At 67.3% G+C, this 26189-nt stretch carries 22 protein-coding genes; all 22 read right to left on the bottom strand.

Translation table 11 applies throughout. From position 1 onward, the window contains the following. Positions 1-12 precede the first annotated feature (12 nt). The 22 genes from rplB to OG876_RS18375 all read right to left on the bottom strand — a co-directional run bounded on the left by rplB (position 13) and on the right by OG876_RS18375 (position 26189). On the bottom strand, positions 13-846 hold the full coding sequence (gene rplB / locus OG876_RS18480; protein ID WP_328526116.1) for a 50S ribosomal protein L2: 834 nt from the start codon (positions 844-846) through the stop codon (positions 13-15). Beyond that, positions 846-1151, bottom strand: coding sequence for a 50S ribosomal protein L23 (rplW, locus tag OG876_RS18475; RefSeq protein ID WP_328526115.1), 306 nt, complete (start codon positions 1149-1151; stop codon positions 846-848). Before rplW ends, rplB begins: the two co-directional genes overlap by 1 nt. Then, complete coding sequence (rplD, locus tag OG876_RS18470) at positions 1148-1840, bottom strand: 50S ribosomal protein L4 (protein ID WP_328526114.1); 693 nt, start codon at positions 1838-1840, stop codon at positions 1148-1150. The genes rplW and rplD overlap by 4 nt, the downstream gene beginning before the upstream one ends. After that, positions 1837-2493: a 50S ribosomal protein L3 gene (gene rplC / locus OG876_RS18465; protein ID WP_442914139.1), complete on the bottom strand. Its 657-nt coding sequence runs from the start codon at positions 2491-2493 to the stop codon at positions 1837-1839. Before rplC ends, rplD begins: the two co-directional genes overlap by 4 nt. Positions 2494-2509: 16 nt before the next feature. Beyond that, the gene (gene rpsJ / locus OG876_RS18460) at positions 2510-2818 is read right to left on the bottom strand and encodes a 30S ribosomal protein S10 (RefSeq protein WP_012923688.1); all 309 of its coding nucleotides are present in this window, start codon (positions 2816-2818) and stop codon (positions 2510-2512) included. Positions 2819-3174: 356 nt separating this feature from the next. Further along, positions 3175-4368 carry an elongation factor Tu gene (tuf, locus tag OG876_RS18455; protein WP_328526113.1) on the bottom strand — a complete coding sequence of 398 codons (1194 nt, stop codon included), beginning with the start codon at positions 4366-4368 and terminating at the stop codon, positions 3175-3177. A gap of 73 nt (positions 4369-4441) precedes the next feature. After that, complete coding sequence (fusA, locus tag OG876_RS18450) at positions 4442-6502, bottom strand: elongation factor G (protein WP_328526927.1); 2061 nt, start codon at positions 6500-6502, stop codon at positions 4442-4444. Positions 6503-6624: 122 nt separating this feature from the next. Next, positions 6625-7095 carry a 30S ribosomal protein S7 gene (gene rpsG, locus OG876_RS18445; RefSeq protein ID WP_130384648.1) on the bottom strand — a complete coding sequence of 157 codons (471 nt, stop codon included), beginning with the start codon at positions 7093-7095 and terminating at the stop codon, positions 6625-6627. Continuing rightward, entirely contained in the window at positions 7095-7469 is a 375-nt protein-coding gene (rpsL, locus tag OG876_RS18440; RefSeq protein ID WP_328526112.1) for a 30S ribosomal protein S12, read from the bottom strand. Before rpsL ends, rpsG begins: the two co-directional genes overlap by 1 nt. A 280-nt stretch (positions 7470-7749) precedes the next feature. Further along, positions 7750-8496 carry a maleylpyruvate isomerase N-terminal domain-containing protein gene (locus OG876_RS18435; RefSeq protein ID WP_328526111.1) on the bottom strand — a complete coding sequence of 249 codons (747 nt, stop codon included), beginning with the start codon at positions 8494-8496 and terminating at the stop codon, positions 7750-7752. Next, on the bottom strand, positions 8489-9760 hold the full coding sequence (locus tag OG876_RS18430) for a nuclear transport factor 2 family protein (protein WP_328526110.1): 1272 nt from the start codon (positions 9758-9760) through the stop codon (positions 8489-8491). The genes OG876_RS18435 and OG876_RS18430 overlap by 8 nt, the downstream gene beginning before the upstream one ends. A gap of 31 nt (positions 9761-9791) precedes the next feature. Next, complete coding sequence (locus tag OG876_RS18425; protein ID WP_328526109.1) at positions 9792-10202, bottom strand: DUF1801 domain-containing protein; 411 nt, start codon at positions 10200-10202, stop codon at positions 9792-9794. A 72-nt stretch (positions 10203-10274) separates the two neighbouring features. Beyond that, positions 10275-14135: a DNA-directed RNA polymerase subunit beta' gene (locus OG876_RS18420; protein WP_328526108.1), complete on the bottom strand. Its 3861-nt coding sequence runs from the start codon at positions 14133-14135 to the stop codon at positions 10275-10277. Between the two features lie 68 nt (positions 14136-14203). After that, a complete protein-coding gene (gene rpoB / locus OG876_RS18415; RefSeq protein ID WP_328526107.1) occupies positions 14204-17689 on the bottom strand; it encodes a DNA-directed RNA polymerase subunit beta in 3486 nt (1161 codons plus the stop codon). Between the two features lie 263 nt (positions 17690-17952). Continuing rightward, positions 17953-18648, bottom strand: coding sequence for a hypothetical protein (locus OG876_RS18410; protein WP_328526106.1), 696 nt, complete (start codon positions 18646-18648; stop codon positions 17953-17955). Further along, complete coding sequence (locus tag OG876_RS18405) at positions 18648-19118, bottom strand: hypothetical protein (protein ID WP_328526105.1); 471 nt, start codon at positions 19116-19118, stop codon at positions 18648-18650. Before OG876_RS18405 ends, OG876_RS18410 begins: the two co-directional genes overlap by 1 nt. A gap of 17 nt (positions 19119-19135) precedes the next feature. Continuing rightward, on the bottom strand, positions 19136-20425 hold the full coding sequence (locus tag OG876_RS18400) for an MlaD family protein (RefSeq protein ID WP_328526104.1): 1290 nt from the start codon (positions 20423-20425) through the stop codon (positions 19136-19138). After that, complete coding sequence (locus OG876_RS18395) at positions 20422-21639, bottom strand: MCE family protein (RefSeq protein ID WP_328526103.1); 1218 nt, start codon at positions 21637-21639, stop codon at positions 20422-20424. Before OG876_RS18395 ends, OG876_RS18400 begins: the two co-directional genes overlap by 4 nt. Then, positions 21636-22823: an MCE family protein gene (locus tag OG876_RS18390; RefSeq protein WP_328526102.1), complete on the bottom strand. Its 1188-nt coding sequence runs from the start codon at positions 22821-22823 to the stop codon at positions 21636-21638. Before OG876_RS18390 ends, OG876_RS18395 begins: the two co-directional genes overlap by 4 nt. Then, positions 22823-23836: an MCE family protein gene (locus OG876_RS18385; RefSeq protein ID WP_328526101.1), complete on the bottom strand. Its 1014-nt coding sequence runs from the start codon at positions 23834-23836 to the stop codon at positions 22823-22825. Before OG876_RS18385 ends, OG876_RS18390 begins: the two co-directional genes overlap by 1 nt. Further along, on the bottom strand, positions 23833-24864 hold the full coding sequence (locus OG876_RS18380) for an MlaD family protein (protein WP_328526100.1): 1032 nt from the start codon (positions 24862-24864) through the stop codon (positions 23833-23835). The genes OG876_RS18385 and OG876_RS18380 overlap by 4 nt, the downstream gene beginning before the upstream one ends. Further along, entirely contained in the window at positions 24861-26189 is a 1329-nt protein-coding gene (locus OG876_RS18375; RefSeq protein ID WP_328526099.1) for an MCE family protein, read from the bottom strand. Before OG876_RS18375 ends, OG876_RS18380 begins: the two co-directional genes overlap by 4 nt.

The following is a 26189-nucleotide window of genomic DNA, read 5'->3' as shown; positions in this document are numbered from 1 at the left end:
GGCCGGCTCCTATCAGCGCTTCTTGCCGGCCTTGCGGCGCCGGACGATCATGCGGTCGCTTTCCTTGCGGGTGCGGGTGCGGCCCTCAGGCTGACCCCACGGGGACACCGGGTGGCGACCACCCGAGGTCTTGCCCTCACCACCACCGTGCGGGTGGTCGACCGGGTTCATCGCGACACCGCGGACGGTCGGGCGCTTGCCCTTCCAGCGCATCCGGCCCGCCTTGCCCCAGTTGATGTTGGACTGCTCGCCGTTGCCGACCTCACCGAGGGTGGCGCGGCAGCGCACGTCGACCATCCGGACCTCGCCCGACGGCATCCGCAGGGTGGCCATCCGGCCTTCCTTCGCGACCAGCTGGATGCTGGCACCGGCCGAGCGGCCCATCTTCGCGCCGCCGCCCGGGCGCAGCTCGACGGCGTGCACCGTGGAGCCGACCGGGATGTTGCGGAGCGGCAGGTTGTTGCCGATCTTGATGTCGGCGGCCGGGCCGTTCTCGACGATCGTGCCCTGCTTCAGGTTCGACGGGGCGAGGATGTAGCGCTTCTCGCCGTCGACGTAGTGCAGCAGCGCGATCCGCGCGGTGCGGTTCGGGTCGTACTCGATCTCGGCGACCTTGGCCGGCACGCCGTCCTTGTCGTACCGCTTGAAGTCGATCAGCCGGTACGCCCGCTTGTGACCGCCACCGTGGTGCCGGGTGGTGATCTTGCCGGTGTTGTTCCGGCCGCCCTTCTTGGGCAGCGGACGCAGCAGCGACTTCTCGGGGGTCGAACGGGTGAGCTCGACGAAGTCGGCCACGCTCGAGCCACGGCGGCCCGGCGTCGTCGGCTTGTACTTGCGGATTCCCATTACGACTGGCCTCCGAAGATGTCGATGCGGTCGTCACCCTTGAGGGTCACGATCGCCCGCTTGGTGTCCGGGCGCTTGCCGAAGCCGGTACGCGTCCGGCGGCGCTTGCCCTTGCGGTTGATGGTGTTGACGTCGCTGACCTTGACCTTGAAGACCTTCTCGACCGCGAGCTTGATCTCGGTCTTGTTGGCCCGCGGGTCGACCTCGAACGTGTACTTCTGCTCGTCCAGCAGGCCGTAGCTCTTCTCGCTCACGACCGGCCGGAGCAGCACGTCGCGGGGGTCCTTGTTGACTCCGTGGCTCATGCCTCTACCTCCTCGGCCTCAGTCGACGTGGCGACGGCCTTGACGGACTTGCCCTTCGGCGCACCGGCCACGAAGGCCTCCAGCGCGGGCTGGGTGAACACGACCGCGTCGCTGACCAGAACGTCGTACGCGTTCAGCTGGTCGGCGGCGATCAGGTGCACGTGCTGCACGTTGCGCAGGCTCAGCCAGGTGAGCTCGTCGGCACGCTCGACCACGACCAGGAGCTTGCCCGGCTCGGCGGTCTCGGCCAGCACGTTCAGCGCGGCCTTCGTCGACGGCTTATCGCCGTCGACGAACTTCTCCACGACGTGCACGCGGCCGTCGCGGGCCCGGTCGGACAGCGCACCGCGGAGCGCGGCGGCGATCATCTTCTTCGGGGTCCGCTGGCTGTAGTCGCGCGGCACCGGGCCGTGGACGACGCCACCACCGGTGAACTGCGGCGCGCGGGTCGAGCCCTGGCGGGCGCGACCGGTGCCCTTCTGGCGGTACGGCTTGGCGCCACCGCCGGACACCTCGCCCCGGCTCTTGGCCTTCGCCGTGCCCTGACGGGCCGCGGCCAGCTGGGCCACCACGACCTGGTGGATCAGCGGGATGTTGACCTGGACGTCGAACAGCTCGGCCGGAAGCTCGGCGGAGCCCTTCTTGCTGACCTTGTCGCCCTTCACGACGACGACGTCGACCGTGCTCACTTGGCAGCTCCCTTCGCGGCGTTGCGGATCAGCACGAGGCCGCCCTTGGGGCCGGGAACGGCACCCTTGAGCAGGATCAGGCCGCGCTCGGTGTCGATCGCGTGCACGCTGATGTTCTGCGTGGTGATCTGCTCGGCGCCCATCCGGCCCGCCATCCGCAGGCCCTTGAAGACGCGGCCGGGGGTGGCGCAGCCACCGATGGAGCCCGGCGAGCGGTGCTTCTTGTGCACACCGTGGGTGGCGCGCAGGCCGTGGAAGCCGTGCCGCTTCATCACACCGGCGAAGCCCTTGCCCTTGCTGGTCGCGGAAACGTCGACCCGCTCACCGGCCTCGAAGGCCTCGGCCTTGATCTCCTGGCCCAGCGTGTACTCGCTGGCGTCGGCGGTGCGCAGCTCCAGCAGGTGGCGCCGCGGCGTCACGCCGGCCTTGTCGAAGTGACCGCGCATCGGCTTGGTCACCTTGCGGGGGTCGATGTCGCCGAAGGCGATCTGGACACCGTCGTACCCGTGGCTGTCCGAGGTGCGAACCTCGGTCACGACGCAGGGGCCGGCCTGGATCACGGTGACGGGGACGACACGGTTGTTCTCGTCCCAGGTCTGGGTCATGCCGAGCTTGGTGCCCAGCAGACCGCGCGTGTTCTTGGAAATGCTCATTGGTTGTTCGCGTCCCTCAGAGCTTGATCTCGATGTCGACACCGGCCGGCAGGTCGAGCCGCATCAGCGAGTCGACGGTCTTCGGCGTGGGGTCGATGATGTCGATGAGCCGCTTGTGGGTGCGCATCTCGAAGTGCTCGCGGCTGTCCTTGTACTTGTGCGGCGAGCGGATGACGCAGAACACGTTCTTTTCCGTCGGCAACGGCACCGGGCCAGCAACCTTCGCACCAGTACGCGTCACCGTGTCGACAATCTTGCGCGCCGAGCTGTCGATGACCTCGTGGTCGTAGGCCTTCAGCCGGATGCGGATCTTTTGTCCCGCCATCGCTTCGCTTCGTCCTTCTCTATCGTCTTCGTTGCGTTGCTCCGACCCCCGCGGTCGGGTGTGTCGCGTGCGCGGCACGCGCGTGACTCACCGCTTCATCGACCTGGATTGGTGATCGGGGCCCGGTCTCGGACCGGAACCTCGGCATGGTCTCCGGTCCGGCGCACCCGCCAGACATGGTCTGGGGCGCGCCCCGGCGGCCTCGCCTGAGCAACCTGAACATTGTGCCAGAGATCGGCGCCGGAACGCCAATCGGGTGGCCTCACGCCTGATCCGGTCCCACCTGAGCGCCGGATCGGGCGCAAAGCAGAGGTCCGCGGGGGCTCAGCGTGCGAGCCCTCGCGGACCTCGTGAGATCACTTGATGATCTTGGTGACCCGGCCGGCGCCGACGGTGCGGCCACCTTCACGGATCGCGAACTTCAGGCCCTCTTCCATGGCGATCGGCTGGATCAGCTCGACCGACATGTCGGTGTTGTCGCCCGGCATGACCATCTCGGTGCCCTCGGGCAGCGTGACGACGCCGGTGACGTCCGTGGTGCGGAAGTAGAACTGCGGGCGGTAGTTCTGGAAGAACGGCGTGTGACGGCCGCCCTCCTCCTTCGACAGGATGTAGACCGACGCGTCGAAGTTGGTGTGCGGGGTCGTGGTGCCCGGCTTGATGACGACCATGCCGCGCTCGACGTCCTCGCGCTTGGTGCCACGCAGCAGCAGACCGACGTTCTCACCGGCCTGACCCTCGTCCAGCAGCTTGCGGAACATCTCGATGCCGGTGACCGTGGTGGTCTGCTTCTCCGGACGGATGCCGACGATGTCGACGGTCTCGTTGATCTTGACGATACCGCGCTCGATCCGGCCGGTGATGACCGTGCCGCGACCGGTGATGGTGAAGACGTCCTCTACCGGCATCAGGAACGGCTTGTCGACCTCGCGGACCGGCTGCGGGATGTAGGAGTCGACCGCGTCCATCAGCTCGAGGATCGACTCGCCCCACTTCGCGTCACCCTGCAGTGCCGGGTGCGCCGCGACCTTGATGACCGGGGCGTTGTCGCCGTCGAACTCCTGCTCCGAGAGCAGCTCGCGGACCTCGAGCTCGACGAGCTCCAGGATCTCCTCGTCGTCGACCATGTCGCACTTGTTCAGCGCCACGACCATGGCCGGCACGCCGACCTGGCGGGCGAGCAGCACGTGCTCACGCGTCTGCGGCATCGGGCCGTCGGTGGCGGCGACGACCAGGATCGCGCCGTCCATCTGAGCCGCACCGGTGATCATGTTCTTGATGTAGTCCGCGTGACCCGGGCAGTCAACGTGGGCGTAGTGCCGGGCCTCGGTCTGGTACTCGACGTGCGCGATCGAGATGGTGATACCGCGCTGACGCTCTTCGGGCGCCTTGTCGATCTGGTCGAAGGCCGACGCCTCGTTGAGGGTCGGGTACTTGTCGTGCAGCACCTTGGTGATCGCCGCGGTAAGAGTGGTCTTACCGTGGTCGATGTGACCGATGGTGCCGATGTTGACGTGCGGCTTAGTCCGCTCGAACTTCGCCTTCGCCACTGGGGCCCTCCTAGTAAATGTTGACTACGCCGTACGCCGACGCGCTGTGGGTGGTTGGTCCGGATGCGAGAGACTACTCGCCCCGGGCCTTCTTGATGATCTCTTCCGCCACGTTCTTCGGAACCTCGGCGTAGGAATCGAACTGCATCGAGTACGACGCGCGGCCCTGGGTCTTGGACCGCAGGTCACCGACATACCCGAACATCTCGGACAACGGCACCAGGGCCTTGATGGCCCGGCTGCCACCGGGGCCCTCGTCCATCGACTGGATCTGGCCGCGGCGTGAGTTGAGGTCGCCGATCACTTCACCCATGTAGTCCTCGGGGGTGGTGACCTCGACCGCGAACATCGGCTCCAGGATGACCGGGGTCGCCCTGCGGGCGGCATCCTTGAAGGCCATCGAACCGGCGATCTTGAACGCGAGCTCGGAGGAGTCGACGTCGTGGTAGGCGCCGTCTCGCAGCGTCACCTTGACATCCACCATCGGGTAGCCGGCCAGTACGCCGAACTCCATCGCCTCCTGGGCGCCCTCGTCCACCGACGGGATGTACTCCCGGGGGATGCGGCCACCGGTGACGGCGTTGACGAACTCGTACCCGCCCTCACCACCGGCCTCGACGCTGGTCGGCTCGATGTCGATGATCACGCGCGCGAACTGACCCGAACCGCCGGTCTGCTTCTTGTGCGTGTAGTCGACCTTCTCGACCTTCTTCTTGATGGTCTCGCGGTAGGCAACCTGCGGCTTGCCGACGTTGGCCTCGACCCGGAACTCGCGCTTCATCCGGTCGACCAGCACCTCGAGGTGCAGCTCGCCCATACCGGCGATGATGGTCTGGCCGGTGTCCTCGTCGGTCCGGACCTGGAAGGTCGGGTCCTCCTCGGCGAGCCGCTGGATCGCGACGCCCAGCTTCTCCTGGTCGCCCTTCGACTTGGGCTCGATGGCGACCGAGATGACCGGGGCCGGGAACTGCATCGACTCCAGTACGACGGGCTTGGCCGGGTCGGCCAGCGTCTCACCGGTGGTGGTGTCCTTCAGACCCATCACGGCGACGATGTGGCCGGCGCCGATCGACGCGATCTCCTCACGCTTGTTCGCGTGCATGCGGTAGATCTTGCCGATCCGCTCCTTGCGCCCCTTGGTGGGGTTCAGGACCTGGGTGCCGGTCTCCAGCTTGCCGGAGTAGACCCGGATGAAGGTCAGCTTGCCCAGGTGCGGATCGGCCGCGATCTTGAACGCCAGCGCCGAGAACGGCTCGCTGTCGTCCGGCTTGCGCAGGACGACCTTGTCGCTGTCCTTGACGTCGTGGCCCTCGATGGCCGGAACGTCGAGCGGGCTCGGCAGGAACGCGTTGATCGCGTCGAGCAGCGGCTGGACGCCCTTGTTCTTGAACGCCGTACCGGTCAGGACCGGGGTGAGCTTGCTGGCGATGGTCGCCCGCCGGATGGCCGCAACGATCTGCTCCTGGCTCGGCTCGTCGCCCTCCAGGTACATCTCCATGATCTCGTCGTCGGCCTCGGCCAGCGTCTCGATCAGCTTGTCGCGCCACTCGGCGGCGATCTCGGTGTGGCTGGCCGGGATCTCCTCGACGGTGTAGTCCTCACCCATCGTGGTCTCGCCGCGCCAGGTCAGCGCGCGCATCCCGATCAGGTCGACGACGCCGATGAAGTCCGACTCCGCACCGATCGGCAGCTGCAGCACCAGCGGCACCGCGGCCAGCCGGTCGACGATCATGTCGACGCAGCGCATGAACTCCGCGCCGGTCCGGTCCAGCTTGTTCACGAAGCAGATCCGCGGTACGCCGTACCGGTCCGCCTGGCGCCATACGGTCTCCGACTGCGGCTCCACGCCGGCGACACCGTCGAACACCGCGACGGCACCGTCGAGGACGCGCAGCGAGCGCTCCACCTCGACGGTGAAGTCGACGTGGCCCGGGGTGTCGATGATGTTGATGGTGTGGTCTTTCCAGGTGCAGGTCGTCGCGGCGGACGTGATCGTGATGCCGCGCTCCTGCTCCTGCTCCATCCAGTCCATCGTGGCGGCGCCGTCGTGGACCTCACCGATCTTGTAGGTGATACCGGTGTAGAAGAGGATCCGCTCGGTCGTCGTCGTCTTGCCGGCGTCGATGTGAGCCATGATCCCGATGTTGCGGACCTTGGCCAGGTCGGTGGTGATTTGTACGGCCACCTCGGTGGTCTACCTCTCGATTCTGTACTGCGTCAAAGGGGTGAGCGCTGGAGTCCGGATCGGACCCCGGATCACCAGCGGTAGTGGGCGAAAGCCTTGTTGGCTTCGGCCATCTTGTGCGTGTCCTCGCGGCGCTTCACCGAGGCTCCCAGGCCGTTGGAGGCATCCAGGATCTCGTTCATCAGGCGCTCGGACATGGTCTTCTCGCGACGCGCACGGGAGTACGACGTCAGCCAGCGCAGGGCGAGCGTGGTCGAGCGACCGGGCTTGACCTCGATCGGCACCTGGTAGGTGGCGCCACCGACGCGACGGCTCTTCACCTCGATGCTCGGCTTCACGTTGTCCAGCGCACGCTTCAGCGTGATCACCGGGTCCGTGCCGGTCTTGGTGCGGGTGCCCTCGAGCGCGTTGTAGACGATGCTCTGCGCGATCTGCTTCTTGCCGTCGACCAGGATCTTGGAGATCAACTGGGTGACGAGCGGCGAACTGTAGACCGGGTCGATGATGACCGGGCGCTTCGGGGCGGGGCCCTTGCGCGGCATTAGCTCTTCTCCTTCTTCGCGCCGTAGTGGCTGCGGGCCTGCTTGCGGTTCTTCACACCCTGGGTGTCGAGCGAACCGCGGATGATCTTGTACCGGACACCGGGCAGGTCCTTCACACGACCGCCGCGGACGAGCACGATCGAGTGCTCCTGCAGGTTGTGGCCGACGCCGGGGATGTACGCGGTGACCTCGATGCCGCTGGTCAGGCGGACACGCGCGACCTTCCGAAGTGCCGAGTTCGGCTTCTTCGGCGTAGTCGTGTAGACGCGCGTGCACACACCGCGACGCTGAGGGGAACCCTTCAGGGCGGGCGTCTTGTTCTTGGACACCTTGTCCTGGCGGCCCTTGCGGACCAGCTGCTGAATGGTGGGCACCGCGTAGGTCTCTTTCTGTCGTCCGGCTATCTCTCTGCTGTTGCTTGCCTGACCCCCGCGGTCGGGTGTGTCGCGTGCGCACGGGCGTACCGAAGCCGTAATCTTCCAGACTGTCGGCAGGAGTCCCGTGCCACGCGCGCAGACCCGGTTCGACGAGGGGCACGCATGACGGCCCAGGATGACCCGGGCACGATCGTTAAGACTAGCGGCTGCCTCAAGCACGGTCAAAATGACTACCCGACCGGCGCAGAGGCCATTCCGCTTCTCCAGTCTACAGGCTCTACGGAGTGGTCTTACCAGCCAGGAAAGCGACTGCCACCGAGCGGTCCCCCTCGACCTCCAGAACGTCCGCGGGCAAGCGCTTCCAGAGGCAGAGGTCCAGCTCTGCCGCTGTCCCCGAGAGGACCGCCTCGCCGGCTGCCTTGCCCCGCTCCACCTGCGGCCGATCCCCTTCAGCCACAGGCGTCAGCGTCCATTCGTCGCCCGTGTCGATCGCCCGTACGCCGACCTGCCGGGTGACCGCCGGCTTCGCCCCGCGGGCCAGCATCCGGGGCAGGAACACCCCGAACACCTCGTCCACTCCGTCGGCCGCGATCTCGGCAGGTATCACATCCAGACCAGTGGCTGCCGGGGCTTCAGCCTGTACGGCGTCCACGAGATGGATGACTGTCTCATGCATACGCCGGCGGGACCAGAATCCCGCCCGCTGATCGACCGGCGCGAAGTTCCAGCACGGTTCGTCCGGATCGACCGCCCGGAGCGCGGCGGCCAGTGCGGCGGTCGTACCGGCATACCAGTCGGACCAGGAGATCGTCGTACGCAGGACCTCCGGGCGCTTCTGGGAGATGCCGCTGAGCACGATCGACGCGGCCCAGCGCTGCCCCGAACCGAGGTGCATGGCCAGGTCGGCCAGCGTCCAGCCCGGGCAGTTCGGCACCACGGCGGCCGGGTCCATCCGGTCGAGCACGGCCGCAACCTCCGCGGCCGTTCGCTCGAACTCGGACAGATGGTCGATCGGTTCAGGCACGGAACTCGACTTCGGTGATCAATCCGTCGGCGGCGCGGTAGAGCGCGAGCTGGGCGGCCGGCTCGCCGGTGTCGTAGGCCAGCACGTGCTCGACCACCCAGTCGCCGAGCATCAGCTTCTGCACCACCTCGGTCTTGCAGCGTCCGGCGTCGAACCGCGGCCGGTAGTGCTCGCGCAGGAACCGGCGGCCCTTCAGCTCGGTGCCGTCGACCAGCTGGATCCGCGCGGTCGGAGAGTACATCGCCAGGAACGCCTCCAGGTCGTGCGCGGCGTACGCGGCGTGCTCGCGCGCGACGACGCGCGCGGCGGGCGTGTCCGCCGTGACAGCGGCGATGGTGGCGGCGCCCAGGTCGGCCAGCGGCGCCATGGTCGCGGCAGGGGCCGGAGTAGGAGTGGGCACCTGCTGACTGGCGGGTTCAGCAACTGCCGGTGCTTCCTTGACCGCCGCGGCGGGCTTGGCGGCAGGCGTCCTGCGGCGGGTGGTCGTGGTCTTCTTGGCCGGCGGCGGGGGTGGGACGAGCAACTTCTCCTCGCCGCCGGGCTCCTCGCCCAGGTGGGCGATCGCCCAGTCCAGAGCCTTGGTGACGGCGGCGCGTGATTCTTCGGTGTGGTCGAGCATGTCGAACCCGTGGTGCCCTTTCGGTACGTCGATGATGCCCAGCGAGCTGCCACCCGCGGAAACGAACTCCGCGACCGGGCCGGCGAGCTCCTCGCGCTCGAGCCCGGCCCTGGTCAGCAGCACCGGCAGATCCTTGTGTTTGCCGATCACTTCGGCGGCGTTTACCAGATCGTCGACACCGGGCGGGGTGGCGAGCAGGGGATAGGACAGGGCGACGAACCGGAGCCAGTCGGGGCGGCTGTCCAGCCACTCCCCCGCCAGCAGGCCGGCGCCGGAGAAGAACCACAGGCCGACCCGATCGGGGTCGACGCGTGGATCGGAACGCAGGACACCGACCGCGGCCTCCACCTCGTCCGCGGCGGTGACCAGGCGGTCGAGGCCGTGGATCAGGCTGTGGTCGACGACAGCGGCCACCAGGCCCCGCCTGGCGGCTGCGGTCGCGTACCCCCGGTAGACCGGCCAGTCCCGCGGCATCACCTCGAGGCCGGCAGGCCCAGGACCCCCGTGCACGAACAGAACCGCCCCGGTCCGGGCAGTCCCGGCCGGGCGATAGAAGTCGATCTCTCCCAGTCTGTCCACCCGCACGTCGGGCCCGTCCAAAACTCCCAGGACAAAGGGCCGCAGATAGGCCGGGAGATCCGTCATGCCCCAATCTTGGCGCATCCGCCGGACACTTTCAGCCGCCACCCCGAGTGTCTTCGACAGACCGCCGTACGAGCTCGGTCAGAACGCCGGAATCCACGTCAGACAAGCGTTTGACGTAAAGGCACCCGACGCCGGTCGTGTGCGGGCCGAGTTTCGCGAGCAGGTCGCCGTACCCCTCGAAACCGTTGCTCAGATAGAGCGTCAGGGCCTGCTTGCGGGCGGCGAATCCGATGTCGAACCAGTCGACCTCACGGCCTCGCGCGGAGACCAGGTGCCGGTCTCCGAAGCCGATGATCGACGGTCCCCACATCGCCGGTTCCACGCCGGTCACCTCGATCATCAAGGCGTTCAGGGCGCGGGCGTCCGCACCACGTACGCCGGCGATGCCGGCCAGGTAGTCGTCGACGGACGCGTCCGTCTTCACCGTCTTGTTCGCGGCCATGGTCCATCGTGCCCCGAACGCCGCGAGGGCGGCACCCCCTGTGGGAGTGCCGCCCTCGGCGGGTGACTTGGCTCAGTTCTGGTAGGAACCGAGGTCGAAGTCGTCGAGCGGGACCGACTGACCGGTGGACGGGCCGAAGTCGTAGTCGTACGACTCGTAGCCGACCATCGAGTACATCGCGGCCTTCGCCTCCTCGGTGGGCTCCACCCGGATGTTGCGGTACCGGTCCATGCCCGTACCGGCCGGGATCAGCTTGCCGATGATGACGTTCTCCTTCAGACCGACCAGCGAGTCGGACTTGCCGTGGATCGCGGCCTCGGTGAGGACGCGGGTCGTCTCCTGGAAGGAGGCGGCCGACAGCCACGACTCGGTCGCCAGCGAGGCCTTGGTGATACCCATCAGCACCGGACGACCCGAGGCCGGCGTACCGCCCTCGGCCACCACGCGACGGTTCTCCGCCTCGAAGGTGATTCGGTCCGCGAGCTCACCCGGCAGCAGCTGGGCGTCGCCCGACTCGATCACCGTGACCCGGCGCAGCATCTGCCGGACGATGATCTCGATGTGCTTGTCGTGGATGGCCACACCCTGCGACCGGTACACCTCCTGGACCTCGTCCACCAGGTGCTCCTGCGCCTTGCGTACGCCGAGGATCCGCAGCACCTCCTGCGGGTCCGGAGTACCCTGCGTCAGCTGCTGGCCGACCTCGACGTGCTGACCCTCTTCGATCAGCAGGCGACCACGCTTCGACACCGGGTAGGCGACCTCCTCGGAACCGTCGTCCGGGGTGAGCACCAGCTTCCGGGTCTTGTCGGTGTCCTCGATGGAGATCCGGCCGGCGGCCTCGGAGATCGGCGCCTTGCCCTTGGGCTGACGGGCCTCGAAGAGCTCGACCACACGCGGCAGACCGTGGGTGATGTCATCACCCGCGACACCACCGGTGTGGAAGGTACGCATCGTCAGCTGCGTACCCGGCTCACCGATGGACTGCGCCGCGATGATGCCGACGGCCTCACCGATGTCGACCGGCTTGCCGGTCGCCAGCGAACGGCCGTAGCACTTCGCGCAGGTACCGGTCTTGGCGTCACAGGTCAGCACGGAGCGGACCTTGACCTCCTCGATCCCGGCCTCGACCAGCTTCGCGATCGACACGTCGCCGAGGTCGCTGCCGGCCTCGAGGACGACGTTGCCGTCCGCGTCGCTCACGTCGCCGGCCAGCGTCCGTGCGTAGGCGCTGGTCTCCACGTTCTCGGCGTGCACGACCTTGCCGTCCGGGCCCTTCTCGCCGATCTTCTTCGGCAGGCCCCGCTCGGTCCCGCAGTCCTCCTCGCGGATGATCACGTCCTGCGACACGTCCACCAGACGACGGGTCAGGTACCCCGAGTCGGCGGTCCGCAGCGCGGTGTCGGCCAGACCCTTCCGGGCACCGTGGGTGGCGATGAAGTACTCGACCACCGACAGACCCTCGCGGAAGTTGGACTTGATCGGCCGGGCGATGATCTCGCCCTTCGGGTTGGCCACCAGGCCACGCATACCGGCGATCTGCCGGATCTGCATCATGTTGCCTCGGGCACCCGAGTGGACCATCATCCAGATCGGGTTGGCCTTCTCGAAGTTCTCCTCCATGGCCTTGCCGACCTCGGCGTTGGCGCCGGTCCAGATCTCGATCAGCTCCTGGCGCCGCTCGGACGAGGTGATCAGACCTCGCTCGAACTGCTTCTGGACCTTCTCGGCCTGCGACTCGTAGCGAGCCATGATCTCCGGCTTGCTCGGCGGCGTGCTGAAGTCGTCGATCGACACCGTGACACCCGAGCGGGTGGCCCAGCGGAAACCGAGGTCCTTCAGCGCGTCGAGGGCGTTGGCGACCTCGACCTTGGAGTACCGCTCGGCCAGGTCGTTGACGATCCCGCCCAGCTGCTTCTTGCCGACCTCGACGTCCACGAACGGATAGTCCTGCGGCAGGGCCTCGTTGAACAGGGCCCGGCCCAGCGTCGTCTCCAGCGCGAACCCGCCCTCGGCACGCTCAGTGGCACCGGCGGGTACGCCGGACTCGTCGAGACGCAGCGTGATCTTCGCCTGCAGCGACAGCTCGTTGCGGTCGAACGCCATCAGCGCCTCGGCCACCGAGCTGAACGCCCGGCCCTCGCCGAGCGCGCCCTCCTTCAGCATGGTCAGGAAGTAGATGCCGATGATCATGTCCTGCGTCGGCATCGTGACCGGACGGCCGTCGGCCGGCTTCAGGATGTTGTTCGTCGACAGCATCAGGATCCGGGCCTCGGCCTGCGCCTCGGCCGACAGCGGCAGGTGCACCGCCATCTGGTCACCGTCGAAGTCCGCGTTGAACGCGGAGCAGACGAGCGGGTGGATCTGGATCGCCTTGCCCTCGATCAGCTGCGGCTCGAACGCCTGGATGCCCAGCCGGTGCAGGGTTGGTGCACGGTTGAGCAGGACCGGGTGCTCGGTGATGACCTCTTCCAGCACGTCCCAGACCTGGGCGCGCTGGCGCTCGACCATCCGCTTGGCGGACTTGATGTTCTGCGCGTGGTTGAGGTCGACCAGCCGCTTCATCACGAACGGCTTGAACAGCTCCAGCGCCATCGCCTTCGGCAGACCGCACTGGTGCAGCTTCAGCTGCGGGCCGACCACGATGACCGAACGGCCGGAGTAGTCGACGCGCTTGCCCAGCAGGTTCTGCCGGAAGCGGCCCTGCTTGCCCTTGAGCATGTCGGACAGCGACTTCAGCGGCCGGTTGCCCGGGCCGGTGACCGGACGGCCACGACGGCCGTTGTCGAACAGCGCGTCGACGGCCTCCTGCAGCATCCGCTTCTCGTTGTTGACGATGATCTCCGGCGCGCCCAGGTCGAGCAGTCGCTTGAGCCGGTTGTTCCGGTTGATCACCCGGCGGTACAGGTCGTTCAGGTCCGAGGTGGCGAACCGGCCACCGTCGAGCTGGACCATCGGCCGCAGGTCCGGCGGAATCACCGGAACGCAGTCGAGCACCATGCCCATCGGGCTGTTGTTGGTGGCCAGGAACGCGGTGACGACCTTGAGCCGCTTCAGGGCGCGGGTCTTGCGCTGGCCCTTGCCGGTCTTGATCGTCTCGCGCAGGTTGTCCGCCTCGGCCTTCAGGTCGAAGGTCTCCAGCCGGCGCTGGATCGCGGCGGCACCCATGGCGCCCTCGAAGTACTTGCCGAACCGCTCCTTCATGGCGCGGTAGAGGATCTCGTCGCCCTCCAGGTCCTGGACCTTCAGGTTCTTGAACCGGGTCCAGACCTCGTCGAGGCGGTCGATCTCGCGCTGCGCACGGTCGCGCAACTGCTTGACCTCACGCTCGGCGCCTTCCTTGACCTTGCGCCGTACGTCGGCCTTGGCGCCCTCGGCCTCGAGCTGCGCCAGGTCCTCCTCGAGCTTCTTCATCCGCTGCTCGATGTCGTTGTCGCGCCGGTTCTCGAGCTGCTTGCGCTCGACGTCGGTGCGACCCTCCAGCGACGAGAGGTCGCGGTGCCGCGCCTCCTCGTCGACGTCGGTGATCATGTACGCCGCGAAGTAGATGACCTTCTCGAGGTCCTTCGGGGCGAGGTCGAGCAGGTAGCCGAGCCGCGACGGGACACCCTTGAAGTACCAGATGTGGGTGACCGGGGCGGCCAGCTCGATGTGGCCCATCCGCTCACGGCGCACCTTGGAGCGGGTGACCTCGACGCCACACCGCTCGCAGATGATGCCCTTGAAGCGAACGCGCTTGTACTTGCCGCAGTAGCACTCCCAGTCCCGGGTGGGACCGAAGATCTTCTCGCAGAAAAGGCCGTCACGCTCGGGCTTGAGCGTCCGGTAGTTGATCGTCTCGGGCTTCTTGACCTCGCCGTGCGACCACTGGCGGATCTCATCCGCGGTCGCCAGGCCGATCCGAAGCTCGTCGAAGAAGTTCACGTCGAGCACGATGTGTTATCTCCCGTTGCTAAAAATGGTCTGAGTGAGTTGGTTGTTGATCTCAAGCGGCAACCCGCTCAGACCTCCTCGACGCTGTTCGGCTCACGCCGGGACAGATCGATGCCCAGTTCCTCCGCTGCACGGAAGACGTCCTCCTCGCTGTCGCGCATCTCGACCCGGCTTCCGTCGGACGAGAGCACTTCCACGTTCAGACACAGGGACTGCATTTCCTTGACCAGAACCTTGAAGGACTCCGGGATACCCGGCTCCGGGATGTTCTCGCCCTTGACGATCGCTTCGTATACCTTGACGCGACCGACCACGTCGTCCGACTTGATCGTGAGCAGCTCCTGCAGCGCGAAGGCGGCACCGTAGGCCTCCAGGGCCCACACCTCCATCTCGCCGAACCGCTGGCCGCCGAACTGGGCCTTACCGCCCAGCGGCTGCTGCGTGATCATCGAGTACGGACCGGTCGACCGTGCGTGGATCTTGTCGTCGACCAGGTGGTGCAGCTTCAGCATGTACATGTAGCCGACGCCGACCGGCTCCGGGAACGGCTCACCCGAACGGCCGTCGAACAGCCGGGCCTTGCCCGAGCCGTCGACCATCCGGACACCGTCGCGGTTCGGCAGCGTGGAGCCGAGCAGGCCGGTGACCTCCTCCTCCTTGGCGCCGTCGAAGACCGGGGTGGCGACATTCGTCATCGGAGCCGCGGAACCGGCGCCGATCTTGATCAGCCGCTGGGCCCACTCCTCCTGGTTCTCCGGGTCGACCTCCCAGCCGCGGCTGGCGATCCAGCCGAGGTGGGTCTCCAGCACCTGACCGACGTTCATCCGGCCGGGCACGCCCAGCGGGTTCAGGATGATGTCGACCTGGGTGCCGTCCTCGAGGAACGGCATGTCCTCGACCGGCAGGATCTTGGAGATGACGCCCTTGTTGCCGTGCCGGCCTGCCAGCTTGTCGCCGACCGAGATCTTGCGCTTCTGGGCGACGTACACCCGGACCAGCTGGTTGACGCCCGGCGGCAGTTCGTCGCCGTTGTCGCGGTCGAAGACCCGGACACCGATGACGGTGCCCTCCTCGCCGTGCGGCACCTTCAGCGAGGTGTCGCGGACCTCCCGCGCCTTCTCACCGAAGATCGCCCGGAGCAGCCGCTCCTCCGGGGTCAGCTCGGTCTCACCCTTGGGCGTGACCTTGCCGACCAGGATGTCGCCGGTGGTGACCTCGGCGCCGATCCGGATGATGCCGCGCTCGTCCAGGTCGGCCAGCATCTCGTCGGAGACGTTCGGGATGTCCCGGGTGATCTCCTCCGGACCCAGCTTGGTGTCGCGAGCGTCGACCTCGTGCTCCTCGATGTGGATCGAGGTCAGCAGGTCCTGCTGGACGACGCGCTGGGAGAGGATGATCGCGTCCTCGTAGTTGTGACCCTCCCACGGCATGAAGGCGACCAGCATGTTGCGGCCGAGCGCCATCTCGCCCTCGTCGGTGCACGGACCGTCGGCCAGCGGCGTGCCGACCTCGACCCGCTGCCCGGCGTCGACCAGCGGGCGCTGGTTGATGCAGGTGCCCTGGTTCGAGCGGCGGAACTTCGCCAGCCGGTAGGTCTGGTACGTGCCGTCGTCGGCGGCGACCTCGATCAGGTCGGCCGACACCTCCTTGATCACACCGGCCTTGTCGGCGACCACCACGTCACCGGCGTCGACCGCACCGCGGAACTCCATGCCGGTACCGACCAGGGGGGCGTCCGCGGTGATCAGCGGAACGGCCTGGCGCTGCATGTTGGAGCCCATCAGGGCGCGGTTGGCGTCGTCGTGCTCGAGGAACGGGATCATCGCGGTCGCCACCGACACCATCTGGCGCGGCGAGACGTCCATGTAGTCCACGTCCTCGACCAGCACGAGCTCGACCTCACCGTGGCGCCGGCGGACCAGCACCCGGTCCTCGGCGAACCGGTCGTCGTCGGTCAGCGCGGCGTTCGCCTGCGCGATGACGAACCGGTCCTCCTCGTCCGCGGTCAGGTAGTCCACCTGGTCGGTGACCTGGCCGTCGACGACCTTGCGGTACGGCGTCTCGACGAAGCCGAACGGGTTCACCCGGCCGTACGTCGCGAGCGAGCCGATCAGGCCGATGTTCGGGCCTTCCGGGGTCTCGATCGGGCACATCCGGCCGTAGTGGGACGGGTGCACGTCGCGAACCTCGAAGCCGGCCCGCTCGCGGCTCAGACCACCCGGGCCAAGGGCCGACAGGCGGCGCTTGTGGGTCAGACCCGCGATCGGGTTGGTCTGGTCCATGAACTGGGACAGCTGGGAGGTGCCGAAGAACTCCTTCAGCGCCGCCACCACCGGACGGATGTTGATCAGGGTCTGCGGCGTGATCGCCTCGACGTCCTGGGTCGTCATCCGCTCCCGGACCACGCGCTCCATCCGGGCCAGGCCGGTGCGCAGCTGGTTCTGGATCAGCTCGCCGACGGTGCGCAGCCGGCGGTTGCCGAAGTGGTCGATGTCGTCTTCCTCGACGACGATCTCACCGGTCGGCGCGGGCAGCTCGGTCTTGCCCTCGTGCAGTGCCACCAGGTACTTGATCGTGGCGACGATGTCGTCGATCGTCAGCACCGCGGTGTCGTGGGCCTCGTCGCGGCCGAGCTTCTTGTTGATCTTGTAGCGGCCGACCTTGGCCAGGTCGTAGCGCTTGCCGTTGAAGTAGTAGTTGTCCAGCAGCGCCTGCGCGGCCTCCCGCGTCGGCGGCTCGCCCGGCCGCAGCTTGCGGTAGATGTCCAGCAGCGCGTCGTCCTGCCCGGAGGTGTGGTCCTTCTCCAGGGTGAGCCGGATCGACTCGTAGTCGCCGAACTCCTCCAGGATCTGCGCGTCGGTCCAGCCGAGCGCCTTGAGCAGCACGGTGACGTTCTGCTTGCGCTTGCGGTCCAGCCGCACGCCCACCATGTCGCGCTTGTCGACCTCGAACTCCAGCCACGCACCGCGCGACGGGATGATCTTGGCGGTGAAGATGTCCTTGTCCGACGTCTTGTCCGGCGTGCGCTCGAAGTACACACCGGGCGAGCGGACGAGCTGGGACACCACGACACGCTCGGTGCCGTTGATGACGAAGGTGCCCTTGCGCGTCATCAGCGGGAAGTCACCCATGAAGACGGTCTGGCTCTTGATCTCGCCGGTCTCGTTGTTCATGAACTCGGCGGTGACGAACAGCGGCGCGGAGTAGGTGACATCCCGCTCCTTGCACTCGTCGACCGTGTTCTTCGGAGGCTCGAAGCGGTGGTCGCGGAACGACAGCGACATGGTGCCGCTGAAGTCCTCGATCGGGGAGATCTCCTCGAAAATCTCTTCCAGGCCGGAAGGGCCGGACAGTTCGGTCCGTCCCTCGGCCTCGGCGGCGGCCACACGGGCCTGCCACGTTTCGTTGCCGACCAGCCAGTCGAAACTGTCCACCTGCAGCGCAAGCAGATCCGGAACCTCGAGAGGTTCGGAGATCTTTGCGAAGGAGATGCGGCGTGGTGAGCCGGAAACGTCGGAAATGCTGTCGGACTGGGGGTTGCGCGAGGCGACCAAGGGGCGTCCTTCCACGGGCTCGCAGAAATCACTTCGGTGCTGGGAGCGCACGCCGAACCACCCTAGTCAAGTCGAGACCCGAGCCAGGGTGTAAGTAAAGGCAGCGCAAAGCACTAGGTTACATGATCCAGGCAAGCCTGTCCAACGGGGTCCAACACTATGCCGTCGGACCACCCTCTCCGTCAAGGACCGACCCGGGGTCTCCAGCGGGTAGATCACCCGCGAGCCGCCCGGCGTCCTGCTGGTGCGGAGTCACAAAGAGACTACAGTCCGGCGATCTCCTGGACCAGCCATTGGCCGTCCTTTCGGACCATCGTGAACCGGGTCCGGTTCAGATCCACCCGGGGCTTACCCTGCGTGATCGTGCTGGTGGTGGTCTGGTTCACGAAGATGATCAGCGTGACCCGGTCGGCGTCGCCGTCGCGGACCCCGACCTCGCGGACGTCGGCCTTGACCGTCGCCTTGGTCTTGGTGGCCAGCTCGCCGGCCACCTTCGCGGTCTCGTCGAACTTGCCGGCGAACTCCGGGGTCATCGTCGCCCGGGCCGCGGCGAAGCTCTTGTCCAGGTCCCGGTAGTCGTAGCTGAGCGCGGTCTCGGCCGCCTTCCGACCGGCCGCGGCGGCCTGGTCGCGCGCGTCCTCGGCCTGCTTGCCCTGCCACGCCTTGATCCCGAGCACCACCGCGACCGTCAGCACGAGGACGACGGCCACCCCGAGGGCCACGGTCAGCATCCGGCCCAGACCACGCTTCTTGTCACCGTCCGTAACCGTCGGTGTCTCGGAAATCTCCTCCGCGGGGGCGTCCGGAGGCGTCGATGTGGCTGGGGTCACATCCTCCGAAGCCGGTGCGAACGTCTCTTCGGTCGCTTCGGTGTCGTTCGTTGTCACTTCGTCGAGCGCCGTACCCGACGTACGACGCTGGCCGGCGATGCGGGGGCGGTTGCGGGAGCGGTCCGGCATCAGCCCACCACCTGGAGGTCGGCGGTCAGCCAGCGGTCCTTCTCGCGGACCATGTCCAGCTTGATCCGGTAGCGGCGCTCGACACCGTCGGCCGAGGCCGTGTTCGTCACCACCGCGTTCACGATCACCAGCACCTGGGCGGAGTCCTTGTCGTTCGAGACCACCGCGGCCTCCTTCACGTCGCCCTTGGACGTCGCCTTGTTGGTCACCACGTCGGTCTTCACCGCGTCGATGCCGGACTGGAACTCCTGCTTGAACTGCCCGGTCGAGTCGTCCAGCACCCGCTTCGAGTCGGCGTCCCAGGTGGTGTAGTCGTAGGTGGTGAAGTCGAGGGCCAGTTGCCGGCCCGCCTTCATCGCACCCTCCCGCTCGGAGTCGTCCGCGCTCTGCTTCCGCAGCGCGATCACCGCGATCGTCGCTCCGGCCAGTGCGACGACGAGCAGGACGCTGAGCGCCCACGCCAGAATCATTGGGCCACGCTTGGAAGTCACTTGCTGGTCACCGGTCCGAGAATCAGGGCTTTCCAGGAGTCGCTGCCGAGCAGGTCGGCCTGGCCGCCGGTGGAGCCCAGGATGATCTCCGGCATCCCGCCGGACCCGCCGGCGTCGCCGGTGGCCGGGTCGTACCCGATCCCGTACCCGGTCCGGTTCAGCTCGCGGGACGACGGGTTCGGTTTGTTCTGCGCGCCGCGGACGTTGACGCCGGTCGACGGGTTCGCGGTGCAGCTCGCCTTGGTGTTGGCCTTGGTGTTCGACGTGTCCTGCGGGACCCGCTTGTCCGTCCCGCCGTACCCGGGCCGGCAGGCGGGCGGGGTGAGCCCGAGCACCAGGCCGAAGTGCGCGTCGTAGTGCCCGGTCCCGGGGTCCTTCGCGGGTACGACGTACCCGCCCATCACCACCGCCGGGTACACCACCAGCAACTGTTCGACGGCGTCCAGCCGGACCGCGGTGATCTCGTTCACCGTCAGCAGGTTACCGAGCAGCACGGCGATGTCCGCACGGTTGTCCTCGATCAGCCCGGTGACCTGCGACGAGGCGGCCGAGCCCTGGTCGATCACCTGGCGCAGGTTCGCGTCCGAGCTGACCAGGGTGTCGGACAGCAGCGCGAGGTTCTTCGCCCAGGTCTTGATCGCGTCGCCGCTGGCCACCTGGGTGGCGAGCACGGTGTCGCCGTCGTTGATCAGCTTGATCGTCTGCAGCACGTTCGCGTCCGCGTCGTCGATCAGCTTGCCGGAGCTGTCGATGATCTTCTGCAGGTCGGTGCCCTTGCCCTTCAGCGCGGTCCCGAGCTCGCGGACCGTGGTGCGCAGGCTCTCCTTGTCGACCGAGTTGACCAGTTGGTCGAGGTTCAGCAGCAGCTCGGTCGTGTCGATCGGGATCGCGGTGTCCTGGCGGGCGATCGTCGAGTTGTTCTGCAGGTACGGACCGCTGTCGCGCCGCGGCTGCAGGTCGACGTACTGCTCGCCGATCGCGGACCGGTTCGCGACCACCGCGAGCAGGTCGTTCGGGATCTTCTGCTTCTTGTCGATGTCGAGGTTGACCTCGACGCCGTCGGACAGCAGCTTGAGCTGGCCGACCCGGCCGACCGGCTGGCCGCGGTACGTCACCTCGGCGCCGGTGAAGATGCCGCCGGACTCGGCGAAGCTGGCGCTGACCGTGTAGTCCTCGTCGAAGAACAGCTTGTCCACCTGGGCGTACTTCGCGCCCACGAAGGCGACCCCGACGACGGTGATCAGCAGGAACACCATCAACTGGATCCGGACCGTTCTGGTGATCACTTGGCCACCCCCGGCATCAGCGCCCTGGCCAGATCGGGATCGAACCCGGACCGGTTGAGCTTCGGCGTACAGACCGGCAACCCGAGCAGCGTGATACAGGTCGTCGCCGTACCGGTCGGCACCGGCAACGTCGGCAGGCCGCCGCCGGTCGGGTTGTGCAGCGGGAGGCTGATCCGGCCGGTCGGCAGCGCCGTCGGACCGACGGTCGGCAGGTTCAGCCCGAGGATGCCCTTCAGTGCCTTCTGGGTGTTCACGTCCAGGGTGATGCCCAGGTTGGTGAAGTCACCGCCGACGGCCTTGGCGGCCCCGTCCGGGAACGGATACGTGAACAGCAACTCGAGCGACTTCGGCAGGTCCTCCCCCGCCTCAGCCAGTTTGGTCAGGATCGGGTACAGCGACCGCAGGTTCGCGACCAGGTCCTTCTGCGCGGACGTGATCACCCTCGTCGCGGTGTTGCCCAGGGTCGCCAGCGCCTGCAGCGTCTTGACCAGGGCCGCGCGCTGCTTGTCCAGGGTGGCGATCGACTTCGGCAGCGAGTCGATCGCGGTCGCCAGGGTGGCCTTCTGCGCGTTCAGCTTCTTGGCCAGCGCGTCGACCGCGGTGATCGCGGTGATGATCTGCTGCTTGTTCTGGTCCAGGGTGCCGACGAAGGTGTTCAGCTGGGTCAGCACGCTGCGGATGGCCGGTTCGTTGCCGGTCAGGGCCTTGTTCAGCTCCTGGGTGATGATCTGCAGCTGGGCCACGCCGCCGCCGTTCAGCAGCAGGGAGAGCGCAGACAGGACTTCCTCGACCTCGACGTTGCTGGTGGTCCGGGACAGCGGGATGACCTCGCCGTTGTCCAGCTTGCCGCGCGGCTCCTCCGATCCGGTCGGCCGGGACAGCGAGACGAACTTCTCGCCGAGCAGGCTGGTCTGGCGGATCGTCGCGTGCGCGTTGTCCGGCAGGTCGAGGCTCTTCGGCAGCTTGATCCGGACCTTCGCGACGTACCCGTCCAGCCAGACCTTCTCGACCGTGCCGACGGTGACGTCGTCCACCTTCACCGACGACTTCGGCACCAGGTCCAGCACGTCGGCGAACTCGACCGTCACCGTGTACGACGGCCCCTTGATCTTCGCGCCACCGGGCAACGGCAACGAGTACACGCTGAAATCACACCCGGTCAGCAGCGTCGCGAACGCCACGGCCGCGGCCACAATCGTCGTACGGCGCCTCATCGGACCAACCCCCCGAGGGTCGGGTCGACCGGGTCGGGGCTGTTCAGCGGCGCCTTCGGGAGTGGCGCCCACGGCGTACCGGCCGGGCCGCCGCTGGCCGGGGCACTGCCGGTCAGCTGGCTCAGCAGCGGCAGCTTCGGCAGGGCGTCGAGCACCGGCTTCAGCGCCGAGCAGGTCGAGATCGGCTGGTTCACCTGCAGCAGGAGCGAGCAGATGAACGCCGCCGGGTCGTCCAGCTGGGCCGCGTTGATCCGCTGGTCCAGCGTCCCGTACTGCGGGTTGTAGATGCGCGCCAGGTTGCCCAGGCCGAGCGGAGCCGTGTCGAGCACCTCGGTCAGCGCGGCCTTCTCGTTGACCAGGATGTGCGACAGCGCGGTGGCGCTGGAGACCGTGGTCTTCACCAGCGTCCGGTTGTCCTTGACGAACGTCGCGACCTCACCGAGCGCGGTCGCCAGCAGCGACAGCGCCGACGAAAGGTCCTTGCGCTCACCGGCCAGCGTGGTCGAGGTGGCGGCGAAGTTGTTGTTGAACTGGCGGACCAGCGCATCGTTCGCCGCCAGTGCGGACACGAACGTCTGCAGCTGCCGGATCGTGCTGAACAGGCTCTGCGAGTTGCCCGCCAGCGTGCCGGTCAGCTTCGACACGTCCGTGATCGTCTGGTTCAGCTTCTGGCCCTGGCCGTTCAGGTTCCTCGCCGAGACGTCCAGCAGCCGCGACAGCGCGCCCTGGTCGTTGGCGCCCTTCGGGCCGAGTGCGACCGACAGGTCGTTCAGGCTCTGGTAGATCTGGTCCAGCTCGAGCGGTACGGCGGTCCGCGTCAGCGGGATCTCGGCGCCGTCGGCCATCACGTCACCCTCGGAGTACGCCGGGGTGAGCTGGATGTACCGGTCGGCGACGATCGACGGGGACGCGATCACGGCCTTGGCGTTGGCCGGCACCTTGTGCTTGGCCTCCCACCAGAACTTCACCCGCACGCTCCGGCCGGCCGGGGTGACGCTCTCCACCTCGCCGACCTTGATACCGAGGATCCGGACGTCGGAGCCCGGGTAGACCGACACCGCACGCGGGAAGTACGCCGTCGCCGTCACCCGCGCGGGCTTCGGCCACAGCGTCACCACGCTGACCGCGAGGATCACCAGGACCACCGCGATCGCGATCAACCGGGAAACGGAGGCGAGCCGCATCAGCCGCCACCTCCCAGGATCGTGGGCAGGCCGGGTATGCCGGCCTTCGGCAGCGGGATCTCCGGGACGGGCGCCAGGTTCTGCAGGTAGACGTCGAACCACGGGCCGGTGCCGAGCGTGTTGGTGAACAGCCGGACGAACGGCGCCAGCCCCTTGATGCTGGCGTCCAGATCGTTCTGGTTCTTCAGCAGGACCGCGAGGACGGCGTTCACCTTCGTCAGCGTCGGGCTGAGGTCCTTGCGGTTCTCCCGGACCAGCGCGGTGATCTGGGCGGACAGCTTCTGCGTCGAGACCAGCAACTGATGGATCAGCGCCCGCCGGGCCTGCACGGCCTGGAAGACGGAGTTGCCGTCCTTCATCAGCTTGATCAGCTGTTGGTTGCGGTCGGCAAGGACTTTGGTGACCACGTTCGAGTGCTGCAGCAGGAGCTTGAGCTGCTCGTCGCGTTTGGCCACGTTCCGGGACAGGCGGGACAGGCCGGTCAGCGACGCCTGCACCTCTTCGGGGGTGTTCTTGAACGTCGCCGACAGCGTGTCCAGCGCCTTGGCCAGTTGCGCCGTGTCGATCCGCTCGGTCGTGTTGGCGAGATCGGTGAAGGCGTCCACGACGTCGTACGCCGAAACCGTCCGAGCCAGCGGGATCTCGGAGCCGGCCTTCAGCTGACCGGAGCCGGCCGGGTTCAGCTTCAGGTACTTCTGGCCGAGCAGGGTCTTGATCTTCATCTCGGCGCCGGTCTGGTCGCCGAGCTTCACGCCCTTGTCCACCACGAAGTCGACCCGGACGTGGGTGCCCTCGAGCTCGACGTTCCGCACCTGCCCGACGCGTACGCCGGCCACCCGGATCTCGTCGTTCGGCTTGAGCCCGCCGGCCTCGGAGAACTGCGCGGAGTACTTCGTGCCGCCGCCGATCAGCGGCAGGTCCTGCGCCTTGAACGCGGCCAGCATGATCAGCCCGATCACCGTCAGGCCGATCACGCCCACGGTCACCTGGTTCTGTTCACGGAACGGCTTCACTTCTTGCACCTCGCCGAGTTGACGTCGTAGGCGACGGGGATCCGGGTGCCGGTGGGCAGGGTGACGTTGCCGTCGAAGTTGCACAGGTAGAAGTTGAACCAGGAGCCGTACGACGCGGTCCGGCTCATGGTGTTCAGCTTCTCCGGCATGTACTGCAACGTCTTCACCCAGATCGCCTGTGTGTCGTCGAGCGTGGTCGCGACCGTGCGGAGCCGGTCCAGGTCCGCCTTGATCGGCACCCGGGTCTGCTGCAGCAGGCCGGCCGTCTTGGTGTTCAGCGAGTTGATCGAGCCGAGCGAGTTCAGGATCGGGTTGATGTCCTGACTCAGCCCGGTGATGAACTGCTGCAGGTTTACCAGCAGCTGGGAGAAGTTCTGCTGCCGCTGGGAGACGATCTGCAGGGTCGCGGTCAGGTTGGTGATCAGGTCGCCGATCACCTGGTCCGCGTCGGCCAGCGTCGTGGTCAGCGACGCCGTCTTGGCCAGCAGCGACTCGATTGTGCCGCCCTCGCCCTGCAGCACCTTGATCACCTCGAAGGCGAACTGGTTCACGTCCGCCGGGGTGAGCGCGGTGAACAACGGCTTGAACCCGTTGAACAGCACCGACAGGTCCAGCGCCGGCGCGGTCCGCTCCTTCGGGATGATGCCGTTCTTCTTCAGCCGCTCGCCGCCGCCCACGCCGTCGGTGAGCGCGATGTAGCGGTTGCCGACCAGGTTCCGGTACCGCAGCGTCGCGTGCGTCGACGCGTCGAGGATCTGGTCGGAGTCGACGCTGAAGGTCACCATCGCCAAGGTGTCCTGGTAGAGCGCGATCTTGTCGACCTGGCCGACCTTCACACCGGCGATCCGGATGTCGTCACCCTTGTTCAGCCCGACCGCGTCGGTGAACACGGCCCGGTACTTCGTGGTCGCGTTGAAGGTGATGTTGCCGATCGTCACCGCCAGCAGCGCGGTCGCGACCGTGGTGACGACCACGAAGATCGCCAGCCGGACGGTGTCGAGCGAGGTCTTCTTGTCCAGGAGCTTCATTTGAGATTCACCTGGCCTCCCCGGAGCAGGGGGCCGACCAGCAGGGTGGTCAGATCGGGGACGTCGGTCGCGGGGATACCCATCTCCGGCGCGACGACCGAGTCGACGACCTTCTGCTCGGCCGGCGTACCGACGCCCTGGGTGTCCAGGGCGAAGCCGGGCATCGCGCGGTTCAGTTGCAGGTTCAGCGGGAAGCGCTGGTTCTTGTTGTGATCGCCGATCACGCCGTCGTCACCGGTGATGTACGGCGCCGGGTTCTCCTGCGTGTACGGACCGGGCTTCGACCCCGGGTGACTGTAGTTCTTCCCGACACAGGTCGGCCCGCGGTGGTCCTTGTAGGCCGGCAACTCGTTCGGTTCGTACGGCGTCGGCTGGTTGGTGATCAGCTCGAGGTTGATGTTCAGCCGGCCGTCCCGGAACGTGTCGTTGAGGATCGGCGCGGTGTCCGTCATCACCTTGAGGAAGCACGGCACCTCGGGCGAGTACCGCTCCAGCAGATCCAGCACCGGCCGGCTCACCTCGCCGAGCCGGATCACCCGGTCCTCGTTCTCCTTCAGGAAGGTGTTCCCGCTCGTGGACAGCTTCTGCACGTCGAGGAAGAACGTCTGCAGCTGCACCTGCTTCTCCACCACCGTGTTGCCGGTGATGGTCAGGTTGCGCAGCGCACGGACGAGATCCGGCGTCGCGTCGCCGTACAGCTGGGCGACCTGGGTGAGCTTGGTCAGCGCGTCCATCAGCTTCGGGACGCTCGGGTTCAGCTTCTTCAGATAGCCGTCGAGCTGGGTCAGCGTGCCGGCGATCTCGGCGCCGCGGCCCTCCAGTGCGGTGGCCAGCGTGTTCAGCGTGGCGTTCAGGTCGGCCGGGTCGACCGCCTGCAGCAGCGGGAGCGCGTCGTTCAGCACCTTCTCGATCTCGATGCCGACCGCGGTCCTGTCCCGCGCGATGACGTCGCCGGCCTTGATGTGCCGTCCCTCCGCGCCGGTCGGCGGCACCAGGGCGACGTACTTCTCGCCGAACAGGGTCTTGGGCAGGATCCGGGCGCTGACCGCGCTGGAGATCTCGGCCACCTGGTCGGGTTTGAGCGCCAGGTCGACGGTCGCCTCGTCGCCGTCGGTGGAGACCCCGGTGACCTCGCCGACGATGATGCCGCGCAGCTTCACGTCGGCGTGGTCGTTCAGCTGCAGGCCGATGTGGCTGGTCTTGAGCTCGACGTTCACGGTCTCGGTGAAGACCTTGGCGTAGAAGGCGTACGTCAGCCAGAGCAGGAAGCACAGCACGCCGATGAAGGCGACACCCAGGATCTTGTGCGAGATCAGTTTCGTCAT

The sequence above is a fragment of the Kribbella sp. NBC_00359 genome (assembly GCF_036097425.1).
Classification (GTDB): Bacteria; Actinomycetota; Actinomycetes; order Propionibacteriales; family Kribbellaceae; genus Kribbella.
Note: the sequence above shows the minus strand (reverse complement) of the source record. Positions and strands in the feature narration are given on the sequence as shown.

What these genes read in the sequence shown, in the direction of transcription:
- rplB (WP_328526116.1), bottom strand. Translation starts at nt 846, where the DNA reads ATGGGAATCCGCAAGTACAAGCCGACGACGCCGGGCCGCCGTGGCTCG.
- rplW (WP_328526115.1), bottom strand. Translation starts at nt 1,151, where the DNA reads ATGAGCCACGGAGTCAACAAGGACCCCCGCGACGTGCTGCTCCGGCCG.
- rplC (WP_442914139.1), bottom strand. Translation starts at nt 2,493, where the DNA reads ATGAGCATTTCCAAGAACACGCGCGGTCTGCTGGGCACCAAGCTCGGC.
- rpsJ (WP_012923688.1), bottom strand. Translation starts at nt 2,818, where the DNA reads ATGGCGGGACAAAAGATCCGCATCCGGCTGAAGGCCTACGACCACGAG.
- fusA (WP_328526927.1), bottom strand. Translation starts at nt 6,502, where the DNA reads ATGGCTCACATCGACGCCGGCAAGACGACGACGACCGAGCGGATCCTC.
- rpsG (WP_130384648.1), bottom strand. Translation starts at nt 7,095, where the DNA reads ATGCCGCGCAAGGGCCCCGCCCCGAAGCGCCCGGTCATCATCGACCCG.
- OG876_RS18430 (WP_328526110.1), bottom strand. Translation starts at nt 9,760, where the DNA reads ATGACGGATCTCCCGGCCTATCTGCGGCCCTTTGTCCTGGGAGTTTTG.
- OG876_RS18425 (WP_328526109.1), bottom strand. Translation starts at nt 10,202, where the DNA reads ATGGCCGCGAACAAGACGGTGAAGACGGACGCGTCCGTCGACGACTAC.
- OG876_RS18410 (WP_328526106.1), bottom strand. Translation starts at nt 18,648, where the DNA reads ATGCCGGACCGCTCCCGCAACCGCCCCCGCATCGCCGGCCAGCGTCGT.
- OG876_RS18405 (WP_328526105.1), bottom strand. Translation starts at nt 19,118, where the DNA reads ATGATTCTGGCGTGGGCGCTCAGCGTCCTGCTCGTCGTCGCACTGGCC.
- OG876_RS18395 (WP_328526103.1), bottom strand. Translation starts at nt 21,639, where the DNA reads ATGAGGCGCCGTACGACGATTGTGGCCGCGGCCGTGGCGTTCGCGACG.
- OG876_RS18390 (WP_328526102.1), bottom strand. Translation starts at nt 22,823, where the DNA reads ATGCGGCTCGCCTCCGTTTCCCGGTTGATCGCGATCGCGGTGGTCCTG.
- OG876_RS18380 (WP_328526100.1), bottom strand. Translation starts at nt 24,864, where the DNA reads ATGAAGCTCCTGGACAAGAAGACCTCGCTCGACACCGTCCGGCTGGCG.
- OG876_RS18375 (WP_328526099.1), bottom strand. Translation starts at nt 26,189, where the DNA reads ATGACGAAACTGATCTCGCACAAGATCCTGGGTGTCGCCTTCATCGGC.